General features: G+C 68.3%; 17 protein-coding genes. 5 read left to right on the forward strand and 12 right to left on the reverse strand.

Going from position 1 to position 19,588, the window contains the following annotated elements; translation table 11 throughout:
• Positions 1 to 6 precede the first annotated feature (6 nt).
• Genes DB31_RS30290 through DB31_RS30305 form a run of 4 tightly spaced genes read left to right on the forward strand, consistent with a single transcriptional unit; the run spans position 7 to position 4,209 of the window.
• Positions 7 to 1,188 carry a porin gene (locus DB31_RS30290; protein WP_044193820.1) on the forward strand — a complete coding sequence of 394 codons (1,182 nt, stop codon included), beginning with the start codon at positions 7 to 9 and terminating at the stop codon, positions 1,186 to 1,188.
• Positions 1,188 to 2,867 carry a dTMP kinase gene (tmk, locus tag DB31_RS30295; protein WP_044193821.1) on the forward strand — a complete coding sequence of 560 codons (1,680 nt, stop codon included), beginning with the start codon at positions 1,188 to 1,190 and terminating at the stop codon, positions 2,865 to 2,867. Before DB31_RS30290 ends, tmk begins: the two co-directional genes overlap by 1 nt.
• On the forward strand, positions 2,854 to 3,522 hold the full coding sequence (locus DB31_RS30300) for a DUF4956 domain-containing protein (RefSeq protein ID WP_044193822.1): 669 nt from the start codon (positions 2,854 to 2,856) through the stop codon (positions 3,520 to 3,522). Before tmk ends, DB31_RS30300 begins: the two co-directional genes overlap by 14 nt.
• Positions 3,523 to 3,582: 60 nt before the next feature.
• Positions 3,583 to 4,209, forward strand: a complete 627-nt coding sequence (locus DB31_RS30305) for a DUF47 domain-containing protein (RefSeq protein WP_044193823.1) — start codon at positions 3,583 to 3,585, stop codon at positions 4,207 to 4,209.
• 2 nt (positions 4,210 to 4,211) lie between these two features.
• Here DB31_RS30305 and DB31_RS30310 read toward each other — a convergent pair whose 3' ends face one another.
• From DB31_RS30310 to DB31_RS30365, 12 genes are all read right to left on the reverse strand, one after another.
• Positions 4,212 to 5,921, reverse strand: coding sequence for a DUF6311 domain-containing protein (locus tag DB31_RS30310; RefSeq protein WP_240486957.1), 1,710 nt, complete (start codon positions 5,919 to 5,921; stop codon positions 4,212 to 4,214).
• A 13-nt stretch (positions 5,922 to 5,934) separates the two neighbouring features.
• Positions 5,935 to 6,351 (reverse strand): hypothetical protein, encoded by a 417-nt coding sequence (locus tag DB31_RS50785; RefSeq protein ID WP_052420357.1) that lies wholly within the window; start codon positions 6,349 to 6,351, stop codon positions 5,935 to 5,937.
• Between the two features lie 71 nt (positions 6,352 to 6,422).
• Positions 6,423 to 7,706, reverse strand: coding sequence for a TolC family protein (locus tag DB31_RS30320; protein WP_075306271.1), 1,284 nt, complete (start codon positions 7,704 to 7,706; stop codon positions 6,423 to 6,425).
• Positions 7,703 to 8,935, reverse strand: a complete 1,233-nt coding sequence (locus DB31_RS30325; RefSeq protein WP_044193825.1) for an ABC transporter permease — start codon at positions 8,933 to 8,935, stop codon at positions 7,703 to 7,705. Before DB31_RS30325 ends, DB31_RS30320 begins: the two co-directional genes overlap by 4 nt.
• Complete coding sequence (locus DB31_RS30330) at positions 8,932 to 9,675, reverse strand: ABC transporter ATP-binding protein (protein WP_044193826.1); 744 nt, start codon at positions 9,673 to 9,675, stop codon at positions 8,932 to 8,934. Before DB31_RS30330 ends, DB31_RS30325 begins: the two co-directional genes overlap by 4 nt.
• Positions 9,676 to 9,694: 19 nt before the next feature.
• On the reverse strand, positions 9,695 to 10,879 hold the full coding sequence (locus DB31_RS30335) for an efflux RND transporter periplasmic adaptor subunit (protein ID WP_052420358.1): 1,185 nt from the start codon (positions 10,877 to 10,879) through the stop codon (positions 9,695 to 9,697).
• A gap of 167 nt (positions 10,880 to 11,046) precedes the next feature.
• A complete protein-coding gene (locus DB31_RS30340; protein ID WP_044193828.1) occupies positions 11,047 to 12,531 on the reverse strand; it encodes a sensor histidine kinase in 1,485 nt (494 codons plus the stop codon).
• Positions 12,528 to 13,247 carry a response regulator transcription factor gene (locus tag DB31_RS30345; RefSeq protein WP_044193830.1) on the reverse strand — a complete coding sequence of 240 codons (720 nt, stop codon included), beginning with the start codon at positions 13,245 to 13,247 and terminating at the stop codon, positions 12,528 to 12,530. Before DB31_RS30345 ends, DB31_RS30340 begins: the two co-directional genes overlap by 4 nt.
• 184 nt (positions 13,248 to 13,431) lie before the next feature.
• Positions 13,432 to 14,460 (reverse strand): ABC transporter substrate-binding protein, encoded by a 1,029-nt coding sequence (locus tag DB31_RS30350; protein ID WP_052420359.1) that lies wholly within the window; start codon positions 14,458 to 14,460, stop codon positions 13,432 to 13,434.
• Positions 14,457 to 15,221 carry an ABC transporter ATP-binding protein gene (locus DB31_RS30355; RefSeq protein ID WP_044193831.1) on the reverse strand — a complete coding sequence of 255 codons (765 nt, stop codon included), beginning with the start codon at positions 15,219 to 15,221 and terminating at the stop codon, positions 14,457 to 14,459. Before DB31_RS30355 ends, DB31_RS30350 begins: the two co-directional genes overlap by 4 nt.
• Positions 15,211 to 16,110, reverse strand: a complete 900-nt coding sequence (locus DB31_RS30360) for an ABC transporter permease (protein ID WP_157232242.1) — start codon at positions 16,108 to 16,110, stop codon at positions 15,211 to 15,213. The genes DB31_RS30355 and DB31_RS30360 overlap by 11 nt, the downstream gene beginning before the upstream one ends.
• Before the next feature lie 12 nt (positions 16,111 to 16,122).
• Complete coding sequence (locus DB31_RS30365) at positions 16,123 to 17,418, reverse strand: hybrid sensor histidine kinase/response regulator (protein ID WP_338034333.1); 1,296 nt, start codon at positions 17,416 to 17,418, stop codon at positions 16,123 to 16,125.
• 491 nt (positions 17,419 to 17,909) lie between these two features.
• On the opposite strand from DB31_RS30365, the gene DB31_RS30370 reads away from it, so the two are divergent.
• A complete protein-coding gene (locus DB31_RS30370; RefSeq protein ID WP_169787116.1) occupies positions 17,910 to 19,508 on the forward strand; it encodes a malectin domain-containing carbohydrate-binding protein in 1,599 nt (532 codons plus the stop codon).
• Positions 19,509 to 19,588 lie beyond the last annotated feature (80 nt).

Consider the following 19,588-nt stretch of genomic DNA (forward strand, 5'->3'; position numbering starts at 1 on the left):
TTCCTCGTGCCTGCCTCTCTCTCTGTTCCCCGCCTGCTCCTCGCGGCGCTGCTGTTCTTCGGCCCTGCCGCTGGCGCCCAGGCCCGTTCCGAGACCGCTGCTCCCCCGCAGCAGGAGCCTGCGGCTCCCGCGACTCCGGAGCCTGTCCCCACCGTGGACACCCCCGATGACGCCATCCCCCCGGTGGCGGGCGATGGCGGCCTCGTGCTCCCCACGGCGATCGGCGAGGTGGTGGTGGGCGGCCGGGTCGATGTGCGCGAGACGCTCGAACATCCGCAGGGAGGCATCTGGGCCGGTGAGCTCACGATTCCCGCCGCGCGGCTCGAGCTCTCCTACCGGTGGAAGAAGCGCCTGCGCGCCGTGGTGGAGTTCGACGTCCGGGGCGAGATCAAGGATGCGTTCATCTGGCTGAAGATCGGCAAGGGCTTCTCCACCCGGGCGGGCCGCTTCAAGGTGCCCCTGTCTCTGGTGGAACTGGAGTCGGCCACGCGGCTGCCGGTCGTCCGCCGGGGCCTGCTGCGTGCCGTGCTGAACGACGCGCTGGGCCTCACGGGCCGGAGCGCGGGCGCGCAGCTGGAGTGGAAGTGCTCGCAGTGCACCCAGCAGCTCAAGGTGCAGGCGGGGGTGTGGCAGACGAGCGATCCGGACAACAAGGTCGCGCTGGAGCGAGGGCTCGGCCTCATCCCGGCGATCCGAGGCTCCTATGAGCTCGAGAGCGTGGAGCTGGGAGCGTCCGCGCTCTATCAGCCCAAGGGCTCCAGCCCGGGCGGGGATGAGAGCAGCTGGATCGCCGGAGTCGATGCTCGGCACACGCTCTCGCTGAGCACGGGCGCGCTGCGCACCTGGGCCGAGGCCATGACGGGACGCTCGGCCCTCATCGGTGGCACGGGGAACATTCTCCTGGGCCGTGCGGTGAGCGCGTGGCGTCTGGGAGGAACCGCAGGCGGCCTGCCGTATGTGGAACCGTTCTTGATGCTCTCGGCGATGGATCCGGACCTCGACAGCCCGGATGACCTGCTGTGGGAGGGCGCGCTGGGCCTCAACGCCGGGCAGTGGCAGCGGTGGCGGATCCAAGCGCAGTTCGAAGTTCGCAAGGCCAGCGCGGGCGTGCCTCCCGTGCTCAAGGCCCTGGAAGAGAGCCTCGCTTCGCGGCGGGCCCTGCTGGTTCAACTGGAGGTGGGCTTCTAATGTTGATCGTGTTCGAGGGAATCGATGGGTCCGGGAAGACGACCCTCTCCAACCGGGTGGCCCAGGAACTGCGCCACGCGGGGCTGCGGGTCCGTCACGTCCGCGAGGGCGGGACGCTCGCGTCGACCGTCTCAGAGGATCTGCGGCGCTTCACGCGGGATCCTGCGCACCTGGCGCTCACGCCCACCGCCGAGCTGCTGCTCTATGCCGCGCGCGAGGCTCAGCTCCTGGAAGAGGTGACGCGCCCGGCGCTGGCCGAGCACGAGATCGTCATCACCGATCGCTTCCTCTATACCGCCGAGGTGTTGGCGCGGTGGGGGCGCGGTCTGCCGGAGGGCGTGGTGCGGCCGGTGGTCGAGGCGTCCGCGCGAGGCCTGACCCCCGACCGCGTCTTCCTCATGGACGTGGATCCCGCGCTGGCGCGGGCCCGCCGCCGTATTTCGAAGATCCTCGTTCCGAAGGTAGGCGCGCCCTCCCGGAAGGGGCTGGCGGGAGCCGGGCTGCAGGTGAGGCTGCGCTCGGGCTACCGCACCCTGGCGGCCGAGGCTCCCGAGCGGTGGACCCTGCTCGAGAACGCGGGAGTGACCCTCGATCAGCTCGTTCAGCAGGTGGTCCAGGAGATCCTCCAGGCGCGCGCCGGCGCCGCTCCTTCGGCGCGCACGGGCCGCCCGCCCCCGTCCTCCGTCCGCTCGGTGGAGGAGGCACGCGCGCGGTTCCTCCAGCACATCGATACCTGGATGACGGAGGAGCCGCCCCTGGCCGCCTACTTCCTGTTGGGGATGGAGGGGGCAGACATGATGGAGCGCCGCAAGCGCATGGCGGAGCGATGCCCGGAGCTGGTGGCGCACAGCCTCGCCGGTTGCTCGGACGAGGCCTCGTGGCAGCTCCGGCGGCAGCTCGTGGACACCGCTCCGAGGCAGGTGCTGGAGTCCCTCTCTCAGGAATTCGCGGATGCGCCGGAGGCGTGGGCGCTCCGGGAGAAGCTGATCGCGCTGTACCCCCGGGAGGTCGCGGTCTCGCTCAGTGGGCTCGACTCGGAGCAGGCCTGGCGCATGCGGGAGCACCTCTACTTCGCCTCGTGGGAGGGCGTGATCACCTCCCTGGCGGGGCTCGACAGTCCGCGGGCGTGGGCCGATCGCCTGCGCTGGCTCTCGGATGCGGGCGGGGAAGAGGCGCTGGGGTTGGAGAACGTGGCCCGGACGGGGTGCCGCTCCATCCGAGGACTCGACGGCGAGCAGGCCTGGAGGTGGCGTGAGCGCGCCTGGGCCATCGCGCCGGATGCCGTGCTCCGCTCGCTGGCGGGGCTCACGAGCACGCGCTCCTGGGAACTCCGGGAGCAGCACGTGGCCCGCGCGCCTCGGGCCGTGCTGAGCACGCTCGATGGGCTGGACCACTCTCGGGCGTGGGCGCTGCGCGAGTCCTTCGGCGCGCAGTGTGAAGAGGTGCTGGACTCCATCTTTGGCATGGAAGGCTCCGCGGCCTGGGGACTGCGCACGGCGCTGGCGGACACGTGGCCCGCCACGACCGTGAGGAGCCTGGGCCCGCTGCTCCAGACGCCACGAGGCAGGGCGCTCGCCGAGCGGCTGCTGGCGAGCAACCCTCAAGACTTCGCTTTGCTGCGCCAGGCCGCCCGCGGCGCACCCGACACCTCTTTGGGAGGCCTCCATGCCACCGCTTGAGAACGTATGGCAGGGGCTCGACGTCGGGCCTCATGCGCTCACCACCTCTATGTTGTTGATGCGCTTCTCGATGGCCCTGGTGCTAGGGGCGTTCCTGGCCTACCGGCCGTGGCGCAAGATCCTGCCCAACGCGCCGCCGATCGTGCCGGAGACCGCCCACACGCATGTGCTGATCGCCGTGGCGGGCGCGGTGATGACGACGGTCATCGGGGACAGCATGTCCCGGGCCTTTGGCCTGGTGGGGCTGGGAGGCTTTATCCGCTTCCGCTCGGGCATCAAGGACCCGCGGGATGCGGCGGCCATGTTCGTGATGATCGGCGTGGGCATGGCGTGCGGGCTGGGCGCCGCGTCCGTGGCGGCCTGTGCGGCGGTGTTCTTCGGCGGAGTGCTGCTGGTGCTGGATGCGGTCAGCAAGCGGCGCATGGAGACGGTGCAGCTGTCGCTGGGGCTCGAGGACGTGGGCGCCGCCGTGCCGGCCCTGAAGGCACTGCATCCAGAAGCCCGCTTCCTCTCGCTCGAGCAGGAGCCGTCGTCCCCATCCGGCACCGTGCTCATTGAACTCCTCGTGCCCGCTCAGTCCGATGGGCTCGAGCTGCTCCAGGGGCTGCGCAAAGGCCTCCCCGGAGTCCAACGCGCGTCCATCGATCCAGGGTGAAGACGCGGCCCCGTTCTGTGTCACTTGCCGCGCCCTCCGAGAGGGCGCTCAGGAGGTTGCATGCTCCAGAAGCTGATGCCCAAGTCTGATGCGTTCTTCAACGACTTCGATAGCCAGTGCGCGGTGACGGTGGAAGGGACACGGCTGCTGCACGGGCTGATGTGCGACTACCGCGATGTGTCCACCCGGGTGCAGGCCCTCAAGGAACTGGAGCACAAGGGGGACTCCGTGGCGCACGAGGCCTTCAACCGCCTGCACAAGGAGTTCATCACCCCGTTCGATCGGACGCAGATCCACAAGCTGCTGTCGCGCATCGACGACGTGCTGGACTTCACCAATGCGGCGGCAGCCCGGCTCCACTATTACGAGATCCAGTCCACGCTGCCGGAGGCCACGGAGCTGTCACGGCTGCTGGTGCTGTGCGCGGAGAAGGTCCAGGAGGTGGTGTCGATGCTGCGGCTCATCAAGAAGCCGGAGCAGATCCTCGCTGGCTGCAAGGCCATCAAGCAGCTGGAGACCCAGGCGGACGAGACACTGCGCGCCGGCATGGGCCGGCTCTTCAAGAGCGGCGTGGACCACCTCACTGTCATCAAGTGGAAGGAGATCTACGATCTGCTCGAGAGCGCCACGGACCGGTGCCTCGATGTGGCCGATGTCATCGAGGGCGTGGTCCTGGAGCACTCCTGAGGTCAGGGTCCTCGCAGAGGTGAGCGGTCCAAGGCCTGCGCGAAGGCATCCTGATGACTGCCAGCGATGCAGAGCGGAATTCCCTCCAGGACGCCACAGCGCGCGCCGGCCTGTAGAAAGGGTGAGAGGTGCTCCGGCAGCACCACGTACGCCGTGTCCGCGGCGATCCCTTCCTTGGGAAGAGCGGCGCGGCACTCCTCGATCAAGGCGGTGGGAGGGCGTGCGGCATAGCCACTGTTGAAGGTGAGCTTGAGCCGGTACGCCGTGTAGGCCAGCGCGTTCACCAGCGGCTCCTCGTAGCGGCACGCCCACTGGACCTGAGGTGGGAAGAGCGAGAGGTGCTGGTACGTGCCTCTGAGGGTTTCCCACTCGGGGGCACGCAGACGGTGGAAGCGCGTCTGCACGCGCAGCGGGCTTCGGTCGGCGCGCCAGTCGTACGCTTGGAGGGCGAGCACGAGCCCCAGCACCGTGGCGCTCACTGCGGGCCGCTCGCGCCAAAGCCTTACCAGCAGCACCAGGGCCCCACAGAACAAGAGGTAGTGCAGCGGCCAGATGAAGCGCCCAGAGGCTCGGAACGCCGACGTCTGGCCCGAGAGTGGCGCGTACAGCTTCACCAGCTCCACCACGGGCTGTCCCAGCCACGTCACGCGCCAGGACAGGGCGTACACAGCGAGCCCCAGTCCCACGGCCAGTGCCGGTACCACGCGGCGCCAGGGGAGCGTGCGCGCCTCGCGGAAGTGCAGCGCTGCGCTGGCCAGAGTCAGGGCTACTAGCAGCAGCCCGCCCGCTCCCAGGAATCCGTAGCCCTCGCCCTGGCGCGGCATGGCGGGCAGGGTCGGCAGCAGCTTTGACCAGCCCATGGGGTTGATGAACGTGGCGAGGTCCGACGAGAAGTCGCCGAAGCCCTCCGCGCCCAGCTCGGTGCCGATGAAGTAGCCGAAGGAGGAGAAGAGCAGGGCATTCATGACCACGATGGCGCCCATCGTCACCGCGACCCGCATGGGGCTCAGCACCCGGCTCAATGCCAGCCGCACGCCCAGTGCCAGCGTGAGAGGGAAGAGCATGGCCACCCAGTAAGGGTGGGTCCCAGCGCTGACGGCATTGAAGAAGGCCGACAGTGCGAGGAGGCGCCAGGCCGTGCGCGCATCCGGAGCAGCGCGCAAGTTGAGCCACAGCAGCGCCACCAGCAGCCAGTGTGTGCACAGGGCAGGGTGGCCAAAGCGAGCGCCGAGCACGGGCGCCAGCGCTACCAGGACACCTCCCAGCACCTGGTGGATCGCGCGAGGCGACACGGTCTCCACCAACCGCGCGCCGAAATAGCCCATCAGCGCGAAGCTCAGGCCCATCCACGGACCGATGTACTGGAAGTCTACCGGCAGGAGTCCCGAGAGCGGCTTGAGCAGCACGGCCGCCCACGGGATGCTGTCGGTGAGCGCCACCGAGGTGCCGTACGGGTAGAAGTGGTTGGGCAGCGAGCCGAGCGGGAAGGTCCAGGGCGCATTGCGGAAGAAGAGCCAGCCCACGGCGTTCATGGCCCAGTCTTCCCGCATCAACCAGTCAAGGCGTGTGGGCCGCAGTGCCACCGCGCCCCCGAGCCACAGGAACCAGCCCAGCCCGCCGAGGGCGGCCAGCCACCGAGGCAGGTGGCTCCGCAACGCAGGGGCCACCGTGGGCGTAGGACTGGCAGGGGAGGGCGCGGACGGCTCGGACATGGGCGGAACAGGCTCATACTCCAGATGCGCTACCCTCTGAAGGCCGTAGCGCACTGCCCGTGGAGGTGCTCAGGAAGGCGCGCCATTCCCGCTGCCCGGCGCCGGGCTCGGACATCTCGGCGATGGTCCGGCAGATCTTGTCTGCACCTTCGAGCCCCGTGGCCTCACCGAAGCGCAAGTCCCCACCGAAGCCATTCTGGCTGCCCGAGAGCTGACGCATGGCCTCGAGGCTCGTCACGAAGAAGCTGAAGGGCCGGCTCCCGTCCGAAGTCCCTCCGTCAGAGCCGCCGCCGTCGGTGGAACCATCGGCCCCTGCATCACCTTCCGTATCGCTGCCACCCGGGTCCGTGTCCGTGTCCGAAGTGTCCGGACTGCAGGCGGAGATGCAGACGCCCAGGGCCACGAGTGCAACGCAGAGTCTGTTCTTCATGATGAGTGCTCCCTCCCTCACGACGGTGCGACGAAGCTCTCGAGGAGCTTTTCTGCTGCGGAGGGGGCCGCTCAGAGTTGACGGCCCAGGGCTCGGGCCAGCTCGGTACGGGCGGTGGCGATCTGGTACTCGGCCTGGACGCGCTGTGACGCGGCGTTCGTCGCCTGCACCTGGGCGTCTCCCAGCTCGATGATGTTGCCCACGCCTGCCGTGTAGCGGCCCTCGGCCAGGCGCAGGCGCTCGCGGGCATTGGCCAGGGCCTCCTCGGCGGCGGCCAAGCTCTCTCGGGAAGAGTGGACGGAGAGCTGTGCGCGCTCCACCTCGAGCCGGACCTGTTGCCGGAGCGTGTCCCGCTGCGCCTGGAGGCTGGTCAGGGTGGCTTCCTGCTCACGGACCTGGGCGCGTGTGATCCCGCCCTGGAACAGGGGCCAACTGAGGACGAGCTGGCCGGTCAGGTTCCACTGGGTCTGGCTCAGGTTCGTCCCCGAGTCCGAGCCATTCACCGCGGCCGACAGGCTGGGCCAGTACCCCCGCCGTGTGGCGGTCAGCTGAAGCTCCTGCGCGCGGAGCTGCGCGGCACTGGCCGCCAGATCCGGCCGGTTCGTCAGCGCCGAGTCCACGAGGGTGTCCAGCGGCTGCTCCTCGCCCTCCACGGCGGCGGTGGTCACCTCCTGCACCGTGTAGTCCGTGGCTCCCTCCAAGCCCATGGCCTGGTTGAGCTGGGCCTTGCTGGTGGCGTAGGTGGTCTGAGCCTGGATGAGCTGGAGCCGTGCGTTGGCGAGCGAGGTCCGCTGCTGGAGCAGATCGATCTCCGGCCGCGTGCCCACCTCCACCTGGGCCTGCACCTGGCGCAGGTGGGTCTCCTCGTTCTGCAGCGTCTCTTTCGCCACCTGGACGAGGGACTGCTGGGCGAGCACGCTGAAGTAGGCGGTGCGGACGTTGGCCTGCACCTCCAGCTGTGTCTGCTCCGCCGAGGAGGCCTGAGCCTCCGCCGAGCTCTGGGACGAGCGCCACCGGCCGCTCGTCTGCCCGAAGTCGTAGAGGAGCTGGCTCGCGGTGGCACCCACGCTGAAGCCGCTGCCGCGGGGCGAGGTGGTCCCTGGGTCCACGGTGTCAGTGCCCGTCGAGCCCGACGTGGAGCGCTGATACGAGGCACTGGCGTTCACCTGGGGCAGCAGGGAGGCCTTGCGCTGATCCGCTCGCGCGCGGGCTGCCTCGGTTTCGGCCTGGGCCTGCCGCAGCTGGGGCTGGCGGGACTGGGCGTTCTGCAGTGCCTCTTCAAGGGAGAGCACGCTCTCGGCCCGGGCGGGGAGCGCGGCACAGAGCAGGGCAATGAGGAGGAGCGGGCGCATCATTCGTACCTCAGCGCGTCGATGGGATCGAGCTGGCTGGCCTTGCGCGCGGGGTAGAGGCCGAAGCCCACGCCCACCAAGGCGCTGAACCCGAGCGCCAGGAAGATGACGTCCGGCCGGACCAGCAGTGGCCACTGGAACTGCGACGCGAGGAACCGGGCGATGCCCACGCCCAGCCCGGCGCCAATGGCACCGCCGAGCAGCGCGAGCGTGAGCGCCTCCACGAGGAACTGGGACAGGATGTCCCGGGGACGAGCCCCCACCGCCACGCGCACGCCGATCTCCCGGGTGCGCTCGGTGACGCTCACCAGCATGATGTTCATGATGCCGATGCCGCCCACCAGCAGGGACACGGCGGCGATGGAGGCCAGCAGCAGGCTCAGCGTCTGGGTGCTCTGTTGTTGGCCGGCGGCCAGCTCGGACAGGTCGCGGATGTCGAAGTCATTGGGCGCGCTCTCCGCGAGCCGGTGGCGCTCGCGCAGCAGCTGGATGATGTCGGCCTGGGCCTGCGCCGTGGTCGCGGTGGGAGCCGCCTGCACGTAGGTGACTCCGGAGATGAACGCACCGAGGCTCTGCGACTGCACCTGGCGCCGGAAGGTATTGGCGGGGACGAATACGGTGTCGTCCAGATCCTGGCCGACAGGAGACTGGCCCTTGCGTGCCACCACGCCGATCACCGTGAACGGTGTCTTCTTGATGCGGATCGACTGGCCCACGGGATCCGCGCCCGCGCCGAAGAGTTTCTCCACCACGGACTGGCCCAGGATGGCCACCTTGGCGCCGGCCTCCGCGTCCTGCTCGGTGAAGCGTGCTCCGGAGGCCAGGGGCCAGTTGCGCACCTCGAAGAAGTCCGGCGTGGTGCCGATGACGCTCGTCGTCCAGTTCTGGTCCTCGGAGAGGACGGTGGTGCTGGAGCGAAGCTCGGGGGCCGCTGCGCGCACGCTGGGGACCTGGGTGCGGATGGCCTCCAGATCGTCCCAGGTGACGGTGGGCGCGCTGCCGAAGCCGCCCCGGGCACCGCCCGAGGTGGAGGAGCCAGGCAAGATGATGAGCAGGTTCGTTCCCATGGAGGTGAACACCTGCTGCACGTTGGCGCGCGCTCCGTCGCCGATGGCCACCATGGCGATGACGGCGCCCACGCCGATGATGATGCCCAGCGCGGTGAGCACGGAGCGCGTCTTGCTGCGCACGAGGGCACGGACGGCCAGGCGCACGGTCTCGATCAGATTCATGACAGCGCCTCTTCCAGTTCGGGGATCACGGCGGGCTGCGCCACCTGCCGCTGGTCCGAGCGGATCCGGCCATCACGCACCACCACCACGCGATCGGTGTGGCTGGCGATGTCGGGTTCGTGTGTGACGAGGATGATGGTGAGTCCCTCACTGCGCAGCTCCTGGAAGAGGGCCATCACCTCGATGCTGGTGCGCGAGTCCAGGTTGCCGGTGGGCTCGTCGGCGAGGATGACGGGAGGCCGGTTCACCAGCGCCCGTGCGATGGCCACACGCTGCTGCTGGCCACCGGAGAGCTGGCGCGGGTGGTGATCCAGGCGAGCGCCCAGGCCCACCCGCTCGAGCGCCTCTTTCGCCCGCTGCCGCCGCTCACGGGCAGGGACGCCCGCGTAGAGCAGAGGCAACTCCACGTTCTCCAGGGCCGAGGTGCGCGCCAGCAGGTTGAAGCTCTGGAAGACGAAGCCCAGGGTGCGGTTGCGCAGGCTCGCCAGGGCGTTGCGATCCAGCCCCGAGACGTCCACGCCCTGCAGCAGGTACTCCCCCGCGGTGGGCCGGTCCAGGCAGCCCAGGATGTTCATCAGCGTGGACTTGCCGGAGCCGCTGGAGCCCATGATGGCGACGAAGTCCCCTGCGTCCACGGTGAAGTCCACGCCGCGCAGGGCGGCGACCTCCACGTCTCCCGTCTGATAGATCTTGCTCACGCCGCTCAGCTCGATGAGCGGCGGTTGGCCGTCGTGTCTCATTGGCTCTCTCCTCCACGCCCTAGAATGGACCCCGCATGCCCGGGGGCTTGCCTGCCTGTTGCGGGCTCTTCGTGGCGGCCGAACCCTGCGCGCCCGTGGCCATCGCAGTGATGATCCGATCGCCCTCGCGCAGCTCGCCCTCGACCACCTCCGTCACCGAGCCATCCGTCAGCCCGGTCTTCACGGGCACCGGGGCGGCCTGCCCGTCTCGCAGCACGAAGAGCGTCTTGCCACCTGCCTTCTGTCCCGCTGCAGGCACCGGACCACTGGCGGCGGTGGTGGCGGCTGGCCGGAAGCGCAGCCCCGCGTTGGGCACCGCGAGCGCGTCCGGCCGCTGCGCGGTGATGATGGTGACGTTGGCCGTCATGCCCGGCTTGAGCTTGAGCTCGGGGTTCTCCAGGTCGATGACGGCGTCGTAGGTGACGACGTTCTGCACCGTCTGGGCCGCGTTCCGGATCTGCCGGATGGTGCCCTCGAAGCGCTCGCCCGGATAGGCGTCTACGGTGAAGGCGGCGCGCATGCCCGGCTGCAGGCGGCCCACGTCGGCTTCACCCACGCTGGTGTCCACCTGCATCTTCCGCAGGTCCTCGGCGATGGTGAACAGGGTGGGGGCCTGCAGCGAGGCGGCCACCGTCTGCCCCACGTCTACACTGCGGGAGATGACGATGCCGTCCGTGGGGGACACGATGGTGGTGTACTTGAGGTTCACCTCGGCCTCGTTGAGCGCGGCCTGGGCCTGGGACAGCGAGGCCTCGGCGGAGGCCACCTGCGTCTGGGCGGAGGCGGCGCTGGCCTCGGAGGTCTCCAGCTCCGCCTGGGCGATGAACTGCTTGTCCCGCAGCTCCTTGGAGCGCGCGGCCTGGCGGCGTGCGTTCTCCGCCTCCACCTTGGCCCGCTGCAGGTTGGCCTTCGCGACCAGCACGCTCGCGCGGCTGCGCTCCACGGCCGCCTGATAGAGCTGTGGATCGATCCGGGCGATCACCTGCCCCTTCTTCACGGGCGAGTTGTAGTCGACGAGGATCTCCTGGATGCGGCCGGAGACCTGGCTGCCCACCTGCACCGTCACGAGGGCGGACAGTGTCCCCGTGGCCGTGACCTTGGCCTCGATGCTCCGCCGCTCCACGGGCGTGGTCTCGTAGGCGGCCGCGGCCTCAGGACCCGGGCGCTTGAGCCACCACGCCGTCACGAGCGCTGATGCGATCACGGCGGCCAGCCACCAGCCCCAGCGCGCAGGCAGGGACGCATGCTTCTTGGGCTCAGCCGAGACGGGGCGGGGTGGGGGGGAAAACGCTTCTTTGCGTGTCAGTTCGGTAACGGGCCTCATACCTGACAGGTGTATGAGGTCCCGCGTTGCGGTGAATCTCCGCCGGATTACGAAAGATGACGGGTGCGCTCCCCAGGGCTGGCTGGCTGCTCCTCCGCCGAGGCCTCGAGCGCGGGAGCTGCGGGCAGCACAATCCGAGCGGTGGTGCCGGCACCGGGCTGGCTCTCCAGCGTGAGCGTGCCGCCATGCGCGGTGACGATGCGGCGGGCCAGGGCGAGCCCCAGGCCCACGCCACCCGTGGTCCGCGCACGGCTTCGGTCGCTGCGGAAGAACGGGGTGAAGAGGTGAGGCAGATCGTTCGGATCGATGCCGATCCCCTGGTCCGCGATCTCCAGCTGGAGGCCTGAGTCCGTGGACCGGGCGAGCAGCCGGACCTGGGTGCCGGGCTCGGAATACTTGCCCGCGTTGTCCAGCAGGTTGTCGAGCGCGCGGCGCAGGAGCATGGGATCCGCGTCCAGGGTGGGCAGGGTCCCTTCCGTGCTCAGCTCCAGCGTGTGGCTCGGGCGGGCCGTTCGGAAGCGCGCGGCGGCTTTGTCCAGCAAGGCCTGCGCCTCGACTCGCTCCTTGCGCAGAGGCGGGGTGGCGCCCGGCGTCTGCCCCGTGGCGAGATCCAGCCGGGCCGCGGTGAGCACGTCCTCCACCAGCCGCTCCAGCTCGGTCAGGTCCGTGGTGATGTCCGCGAGCGACTCGCGCGCCAGGGCCTCGTCTCCATCGGTGGCCAGATCCAGCGCCACGCGGATGCGAGCCAGCGGGGTGCGCAGCTCGTGCGAGACGTTGGCGATCAGCTCCCTCTGCGAGCGCAGCAGGTGGGTGATGCGCTCAGCCATCTCGTCGAAGGCCACGGCCACCTGGCCCAGCTCGTCGCGCCGGCGCACGCCCGTGCGAGCCCTCAGGTTGCCTGCACCGAAGGAGCGCGTCACCTGGGCCAGGTGCTGCAGGGGCACAGCCAGAGTCCGCGCGAAGATCACGGAGGTGACGGCCGTGCACGCGAGCACGAGGAAGATGAGCACCGCGAAGTTGATGGGAGGCGGGCCCATCGGATTGGCGTGCCGGATCACCGCATAGGCCACGGGGGGACCTTCCAGCGGGATGGGCAGGACGATGCGGGGACGCTCCTTGTCGCGTGGGGGCTCGCGGTCGCGTGGGGGCTCGCGGTCGCGTGGCTCACGCTCCCGGAGCGCGCGATCCCGGGAGATCCGCTCGAGGGCTTCGCGGGACACCTCTTCGAAAGGGGGAGAGGCGGTGGAGGCGAGAACCTGGCCGTCCAGGGTGCGGATCGTCACCTTCTGATCGAAGTATTGCTCCGCCTGTTGCAGCGACTGGTCCAGCGCCTCGGGCTGTTCCAGGAGCGGCGCCCACTGGTTGATGAAGTAGGGCATGAACTGAGACGGGCCCCGCCGCATCGGCGGTGGCTCCGCGATCAGATCCCGGGTGCTGAACACCACGGTGACGATGAGGACGAACTGGGCGATACCGACCAGGTAGATCCGCAGCAGCAGCGAGCTGGGCAGCCGGAGCCGGGGCAGGCTCATGCCTCGTCACCCCGGGCCAGCATGTAGCCCGCGCCGCGCACCGTCTTGAGCAGCTTGGGGTTGCGCGGGTCCTCCTCCAGCTTCTGGCGGAGGCGGAAGATGTGCACGTCGATGGAGCGGTCGAACACCTCGTCCGCGCTGCCCTTGACGAGGTCCAGGATCTGCTCGCGGCTGAGCACGCGGCCCGCGCGCTCGGCCAGGGCACGCAGGAGGGTGAACTCGTAGCTCGTCAGCGCCAGGGCCTTGCCATCCAGCGTGGCGGTGAGGCTGCGCGGATCGAGCTGCAGCCGGCCGGCCTGGATGGGCTGGGTGGAGGGGCCCGCATGTCCCCGGGCTCGCCGCACCTGGGCGCGGATGCGAGCCACCAGCTCCCGCGAGGAGTACGGCTTGGGCAGGTAGTCATCCGCCCCGCTCTCCAGGCCAATCACCCGATCGATCTCCTCGCCACGGGCGGTGACCATGATGATGGGCACGTCGCTGCGTGTGCGCAGCTCCCGGCAGACCTCCAGGCCGTCCTTCCCGGGGAGCATGAGGTCCAGGAGGATGACGTCGTAGGCATGGTGGCTGGCTTCGGTCAGCCCCTCGGTGCCGGTTCGGGCGACGGTGACCACGATCCCATGCTCCTGGAGGTAGCGAGCCGTGAGGCGGGCGAGCCGTTCGTCATCCTCCACCAACAGGACCTGGACGGTCCCTTCCTCGGTCGTGGTGCGCGTCATCGGCTGTGTATCCATCGTTCCGGCCCCCTGAAGAAGAACGCAGCTCAGGGGCTCTGGAGGGATTCTAGGATCTCATGTGCGTACCCGCATGGACAGACCCACCCCTGAGCCGCGCAGGCTGACCTTCTCAGCCGCCCATGTCCGTAAAGCTTCGGAATGATGACGAAATATTTCGGCTGGGGCGTCAGAGGGACTCGGCGGGCACCTCGATCACGGCGGGCTCGATGCGCTCGGGAATGAAGCGGCGGTCGACCATCTCCGACATCGACAGAGGCTTCGAGAAGATCCCCAGCTTCTGGCCGAGGTCGTGGATCTTTTGCAGCTCTGCCTCCTCAGGCGTGAGCCGTTGGTATCTCACCCGATCCTTGGGCACGGTGAGGACATAGCGGATCACCTCTTCCTTCTGGCGGAAGTACGGGACGGCGAGCCGGGCCGCCTCTTCGCGGTGGCCTTCGATCCAGGCCCCCGAGCTGGCGATACCGCGGACGAGCTCCCGGAGCAGCTCCGGTTTCTCCGAGATCAGCCGCTCGGTGACCACCAGTCCACAGGAGATGAAGTCAGGCCAGATGTCCTTGGCGTGGTGGAGCACCCGGCCGGTCCCATCCAGCTCCGCGCGCGCGGCGTGCGGCTCGCCCACGAAGTACGCATCAATGGAGTGGCTCGCGAGCGCCACCGGCATGTCGGGAGGGGGAAGCTCGACGAACTCGATATCGTCCGGGGCCATCCCCAGATTCTCCATGAGCTTGTGGATGACGATGTTCTGGTTGCTGTAGCGCATGGGGATGGCCAGGCGCTTGCCCTTGAGGGCGCGCAGATCGCTGCCAGGGAAGTCCTTGCGGACGATGACGGTCGAACCGTCTCTGTGGCCCAGGTAGGCGATCTTCACGGGGACTCCCTGCTCGCGCAGCTTCATCGCCAGCGGGAGGATCATGAAGGTCGCGTCCAGCGCGCCTGTCTTGATGGCCTCAGCCATCTCCGGAAACGACGCGAAGCGTTTCGACTCGAAACGAGCCGAGGGGCTGGTCTTGGACGCGAAGTCCGTGACCGGGCACGTCAGGTGGCAGGTGACTGGGAGGTACCCGACCTTGAGCACCTCCCGCGTGTCCGAGCCGGTTCCCGCCGCTGGGTGGTCGCCGCTCAGGCGGCTCCGCAGCACTCCCAGCCCGACAAGCGCGGTGACGAAGACGGCGATGAACACCGTGGAGCGCTTCATGAGGTCAACTCCTGGGAGAAGGGAACTCGGGGACCGGCTGGCGCGGGTCCGCCCAGCTTGAGCTCGCCGATGATGTGCTCGATCAATTGGCCCACCTCGGGGTGCGAGGTGGAGCGGGGGCGTGCCAGCGAAGGGGTGTGGGTGGAGAGGATGCGGGCGGGGCGCTCCGAGAGCACGAGGACGCGATCCGCGAGCGTCACCGCTTCCTCGAGGTCATGCGTGACGAAGACTACCGTGCTGGGGCGCACGGCCAGGGCGTTGCACAGCTCGTGGCGCATGCTCAGGCGGGTCTGGTAGTCGAGCGCCGAGAAGGGCTCATCCAGCAGGAGGAGGTCGGCGTTGCCCGCGAGCACCCGGGCCAACTGGGCTCGCTGCCGCATTCCCCCCGAGAGCTGGTGGGGGTAGTGGTCTCCGAACCCATCGAGCCGGGTGTGCGCGAGCCACTGCTCGATTCGCGCCAGCCGCTCGCTCTGCGTCGGCAGGTGGGACAGCCCATGGAAGATGTTCTCCCGCACGGTCAGCCAGGGCAGCAGCCCCTCTTGCTGGTAGACGGTCCGCAGGGTCCCCTGGTGGGAGATACGCCCTCGCGTGGGGCGCTCGACACCCGAGACGAGGCTGAGCAGCGTCGTCTTCCCGCAGCCAGAGGGGCCCACGATCGCCACGAATTCACCCTGGCGGACGGTCAGGCTCACGTCGCGGAGGACCTCGAGCGGCCCATAGTGGTGAGAGACGCTGTCGAGCTGGAGCACGCTAGCGTTCATAGCCCCACCGGACGCTGGGAAAAGTGCTGAGCTGGAAGAGCGCCTGGTCGAGCAGGACGCCGATCAAGCCGATGACGATCATCCCGCACACGAGCAGATCGGTCCGCAGTCCGTTCCGGGCGTCCCAGATCATGAAGCCGAGCCCGTCACGCCCCGCGATCATCTCTGCAGCCACGACCACGACCCAGGAGATACCCGCCGCGACCCGGAGCGCGGTAATGAGCTGCGGGGTGATGGCGGGCAGCGTGACCCGGAGGAGCAGGCTGGGCCCGCTCCAGCCGTACTCCCGTCCCAGGCGGAAGTAGACCGCGGGGACGTTCGCCACCGCGGCCGCCACCGAGATGGCCAGCGGGCAGAAGGCCGCCAGGAAAATGAGGAAGATGGACGACGCATCACCGATCCCGAACCAGAGGATGGCGAAGGGGATCCACGCCAGAGGAGACAGGCTGCGGAGGAAGTTGACGGTGGGCAAGAGGGCTTCGCGCAGCGGGCGGTAGTGGCCGAGCCCCAGCCCGAGCGGCACCGCGAGCGCCGTCGCGAGCGAGAGCCCGACAGCCACACGGAACAGCGAGGCAACGATATCCCGAAGGAGCCGGCCACTGAGCAACTCCTCCTGGAAGCACTGGAGCACCGCGCTTGGGGAGGGCACGGCGGTCACCGGGAGCAGTCCGAGCGCCGAGCCCGCGCCCCAGCAGAGCAGCATCACTGCCGCTGCCAGCAGGGGGAGGAGCCATCGGGAGGAGGCGAAGTGCATGGACACCCGGTTCTGCGTCAGCCCACTCAGGCTCATCTCGGCGGACAGCTCGTCCAGGGCGCGCAGCTCCTCAAGATACTCGCACGCGCACCGCGTCGTCACCAGGCTGAGCCCCCGGGCCAGCGGCTCAATCAATGGGGCTTGAGCTCAGGGGAGGAATGAAGGGGGGACCTGGCCTTGCTTCTCTGGAGGCTGGATCGGCAGCCGCACCGAGAAGGTCGTCCCCTCGGTTGCGGTCGAGCGGACGGTCACAGTCCCGCCATGTGCCTGCACGAGATGGCGAACGATATAGAGCCCCAGGCCGATGCTTCGTCCCGCCTGATCCGAAAGGTTCGAGCCGCGTTCCATCGGCTCAAAGATCCGGGGGAGCAGATCGGGGGGAATGGGAGTACCGGTGTTGTGGACCTCGAGCAGTACGGTGTCCGCTTCATCCCGCGTTGTCACCTTCACGGGAGAGCCGGGGGCGCTGTAGTGGAGCGCGTTGACGAGCATGTTGGAGAGGACCTGCTCTAGCCGATCCGGGTCCCACGTCCCTGCTCCATGTCCACTGTGCTCTACGACGATGGACCTATTCGGATAGACGGCCCCCAGCTCGTCAACGACTGCGCGCACCAACACAGGCAGGTCCAAAGCCCTTCGCTCAATGAGGATGCCACCCCCCTGCCGAGCCCGTGTGAAGTCCAGGAGGTCACGGATCATCCGCGAGGCCCGCTCGGCAGCCAGGAGGATGCGCTGAACGCTCTGTCGGTGGCGCTCGTCAGAAATCTGGCGAACCAAGGCAGAGGCCGTCAGCCCAATGGCGCTCAAGGGATTGCGCAGATCGTGGCTGACGATTCCGATCAGCCGGCGCTCGAAGTCGGCGCGCTGGAGAAGCTGCGCTTCACGTGTCTCCACCTCTCGCTGGGTCTGGTGCGCGCGCTCGAGGAGCTGGGCGGTTGTGGCCGCCATACTTCGGGAATGCTCCTCGGAAACCTGGGCCACTTGGAGCGCTTCCTCTGCCAGCAGCCGGCTTGCGCGCTCATCTGCGACCACCTGCCTCTGCAGCCGATCACGCCGCACCAGTCCATGCACGCGTGCCACGAGCTCCACGGGCTTGAAGGGCTTGAAGACGTAATCGTTGGCTCCCGCCAGGATCCCTCTCGCAACGTCTTCCGGCCTTTGATGCGAGGTCAGCAGAAGGACGGGCAAGGTCGCGGTGGAGCGGTTGTTGCGAAGGTACTCACACACTTCGATGCCGGAGAGGCCCGGCATTTCCCAGTCCAGCACCACCACGTCCAGAGGCGGGGAAGCTTCGAGCGCCTCCAGCAGCGTGGCACCGTCCTTGAAACATAAGACGGTGCATGTGGGGGCAAGTGCCGCTCGGATGAACTCTGTCTCTGTGGGGCTGTCGTCGAGGATCCAGACCGTTGGACAGGGGTTTTCTGAGCGCAAAGGAACAACCAAAGGATGTAGACGGAGAGGTGCTTTAGCAACCCCCTCCGGGCCCTGTCAAAGCGGCTCCAGTCGCCCCGCAGGTGCCGATTGTTGCTGTCTCAACAACCCAATCGCCAAGGCGGGAATACGGAAACGCGCTCGACCGAGTTGGATCGCTCTCTCGAACGCACACGGGTCCGTTGTCCCGGCCTGCCTGCCCCGCGTCGTGCTCTTCGATAACTGAGCGTTATCGAAGAGCAGACCCTTAATTCCCAGCTAACGGTGAATTCCCGGGTGAATTCTCCCGTGTATTCACGCAAGCGGGCACCAATCGAGGTGCCGCGCCGGAGAGCCCTCGAAGGGCTCGGAGAACCCCCATGGATAGGAAGAAGACCCGGGAGCGCGTGAGCGCGGCCCTCTGGATGGTGCCTTGCCTCTTGGGCGCTGCGTGGCTGGTTGCTTGTGGTGGTGCGGAGCTCCAAGAAGAGTCCGCACCCTTGGCCCAGCAGGAACAAGCCGTAGTGACCTTGCCGATCCGCATCAACGTGGGCGGCGGCGCGTTCACGGATACCTATGGCCGTCTCTGGCAGGCGGACACCGGTTACCAGGGTTATGCAACGGCCTTTACGACGACGGAGCCCATCTCCGGCACGGAGAACGACGGGCTGTATCAGTCCATGCGTATCGGCGTTCCGGATATCCTCTACGAGATCCCCGTCCCAGGGCCGGGTCTCTACACCGTCCAGTTTCTCCTCATCGAGCCGCAGCGAAATCTGGCCGCCCCTCGCAACATGCGTATCGATGCCGAGAACTGGAGCTATGTGGACCAGTACCAGGGCCTGGTCACCCCGCTGCGCTCGTACACGCTCTTCTTCGACGTTCCCGTCGTAGACGGCGCCCTGTCGCTGCAGATCAGCTCGTATGCTGGCTCTCAGCCGCCGGTGGTCTCCGCCATCGAGGTGACACCCTCCAAGTGGAGCTGGCTGGGAGGAAGCCCCCTGGCCAAGTCCACCCGTCTCTCGAGCACACCTGCGCTGGCGGTGGACGGGGCCAATCGGCCGGTCTTTGCCTGGGAGCAGGACTACGACATCAATATCGCGCGGTGGACGGGCAGCACCTATGAGCGGCTCGGAGGCCCGCTGGGCGACGCCTACTCGCTGAATCCGACAATCATGGTGGATGCGTCAGGCGCCCCCGTGGTGTCGTTCACCGATCAGAGTCCTGACGGCCTCTCTGGGCGGTGCGTCCGCACGATGCGCTGGAACGGGGCAGCCTGGGCGGACGTGGGAGGCCGTGTGTGCCTTCAGAATTACGGCGCCTTGTCGGTCGCCTCTGCCCTCAACAAACAGGGCCAGCCCGTCCTCGCTGTCTTGATGGTGAACCTCTCCCTTGAAGACGCACGCGTGCACGTCTACCAGTTCAACGGGACGGCCTGGGAGCAGGTGGGCGACGCGGTCGGTGCGCTAGGCGCGGAGATGAAGAACACGTTCCTGGAAAAGCTCCGGCCTGAGATCGCCGTGGATCCGAGCGGCCGCATCGTGGTGGCGTGGAGTGAGACCTACGTGCGCGGCACGCTGGCCGGAAAGGCCTTTGCCCACGTCTTCCGCCGCAACAACGGCCAGTGGGTGCGAGTGGGAACGCAGTTGCCCTCCAACAACAACTCGTCCGAGCACCCGTCACTGGCGCTTGCTCCGGACGGCACTCCCTGGGTGGCCTATATCAAAGACGGTGCCATTGCCGTGGTGCGCGAGCAGAACGGCGCCTGGGGGAGCACCTCGACCACCGGGCTGAAGGGCCGGTCTGGTCCCGTGGACCGCACCATTGCTCCGGTATTGCGGATCGATAGCGCCGGGACTGCCACGGTCCTCTGGCTCGAGGATGCACCCTATCATCAGACCGGCCGCTTCCTCCGAAGGTGGAATGGTACGGCCTGGGCTCCGGTGGACAATCACCTCGGTTCGTTCGGAACCCACTATCTCAGCGGGGAACCCTACAGCTGCGGCACCACCGACATGGCGGTAGCCCTGACCAGCACAGGTCAGCTCATCGTCGCAATGCCCGAGGTCACGCCGGCCAACGCCGACTACGGCTACATCCGCCTCCGCATGTTCGCGCCGTAGGGCTGCTGCGGATTCGGCATTGAGCCTCCAGTGCGGTGGTGGCCTCCAGCGCCGCGAGCGCCGCGTCTACACCGCCCTGG

This window comes from Hyalangium minutum (assembly GCF_000737315.1).
GTDB classification, from domain to species: domain Bacteria; phylum Myxococcota; class Myxococcia; order Myxococcales; family Myxococcaceae; genus Hyalangium; species Hyalangium minutum.

Coding starts and splice junctions, on each gene's coding strand:
- DB31_RS30325 (WP_044193825.1), bottom strand. CDS start 8,935: ATGAATCTGATCGAGACCGTGCGCCTGGCCGTCCGTGCCCTCGTGCGC.
- DB31_RS30305 (WP_044193823.1), top strand. CDS start 3,583: ATGCTCCAGAAGCTGATGCCCAAGTCTGATGCGTTCTTCAACGACTTC.
- tmk (WP_044193821.1), top strand. CDS start 1,188: ATGTTGATCGTGTTCGAGGGAATCGATGGGTCCGGGAAGACGACCCTC.
- DB31_RS30310 (WP_240486957.1), bottom strand. CDS start 5,921: ATGTCCGAGCCGTCCGCGCCCTCCCCTGCCAGTCCTACGCCCACGGTG.
- DB31_RS30345 (WP_044193830.1), bottom strand. CDS start 13,247: ATGACGCGCACCACGACCGAGGAAGGGACCGTCCAGGTCCTGTTGGTG.
- DB31_RS50785 (WP_052420357.1), bottom strand. CDS start 6,351: ATGAAGAACAGACTCTGCGTTGCACTCGTGGCCCTGGGCGTCTGCATC.
- DB31_RS30340 (WP_044193828.1), bottom strand. CDS start 12,531: ATGAGCCTGCCCCGGCTCCGGCTGCCCAGCTCGCTGCTGCTGCGGATC.
- DB31_RS30300 (WP_044193822.1), top strand. CDS start 2,854: ATGCCACCGCTTGAGAACGTATGGCAGGGGCTCGACGTCGGGCCTCAT.
- DB31_RS30350 (WP_052420359.1), bottom strand. CDS start 14,460: ATGAAGCGCTCCACGGTGTTCATCGCCGTCTTCGTCACCGCGCTTGTC.
- DB31_RS30320 (WP_075306271.1), bottom strand. CDS start 7,706: ATGATGCGCCCGCTCCTCCTCATTGCCCTGCTCTGTGCCGCGCTCCCC.
- DB31_RS30355 (WP_044193831.1), bottom strand. CDS start 15,221: ATGAACGCTAGCGTGCTCCAGCTCGACAGCGTCTCTCACCACTATGGG.
- DB31_RS30330 (WP_044193826.1), bottom strand. CDS start 9,675: ATGAGACACGACGGCCAACCGCCGCTCATCGAGCTGAGCGGCGTGAGC.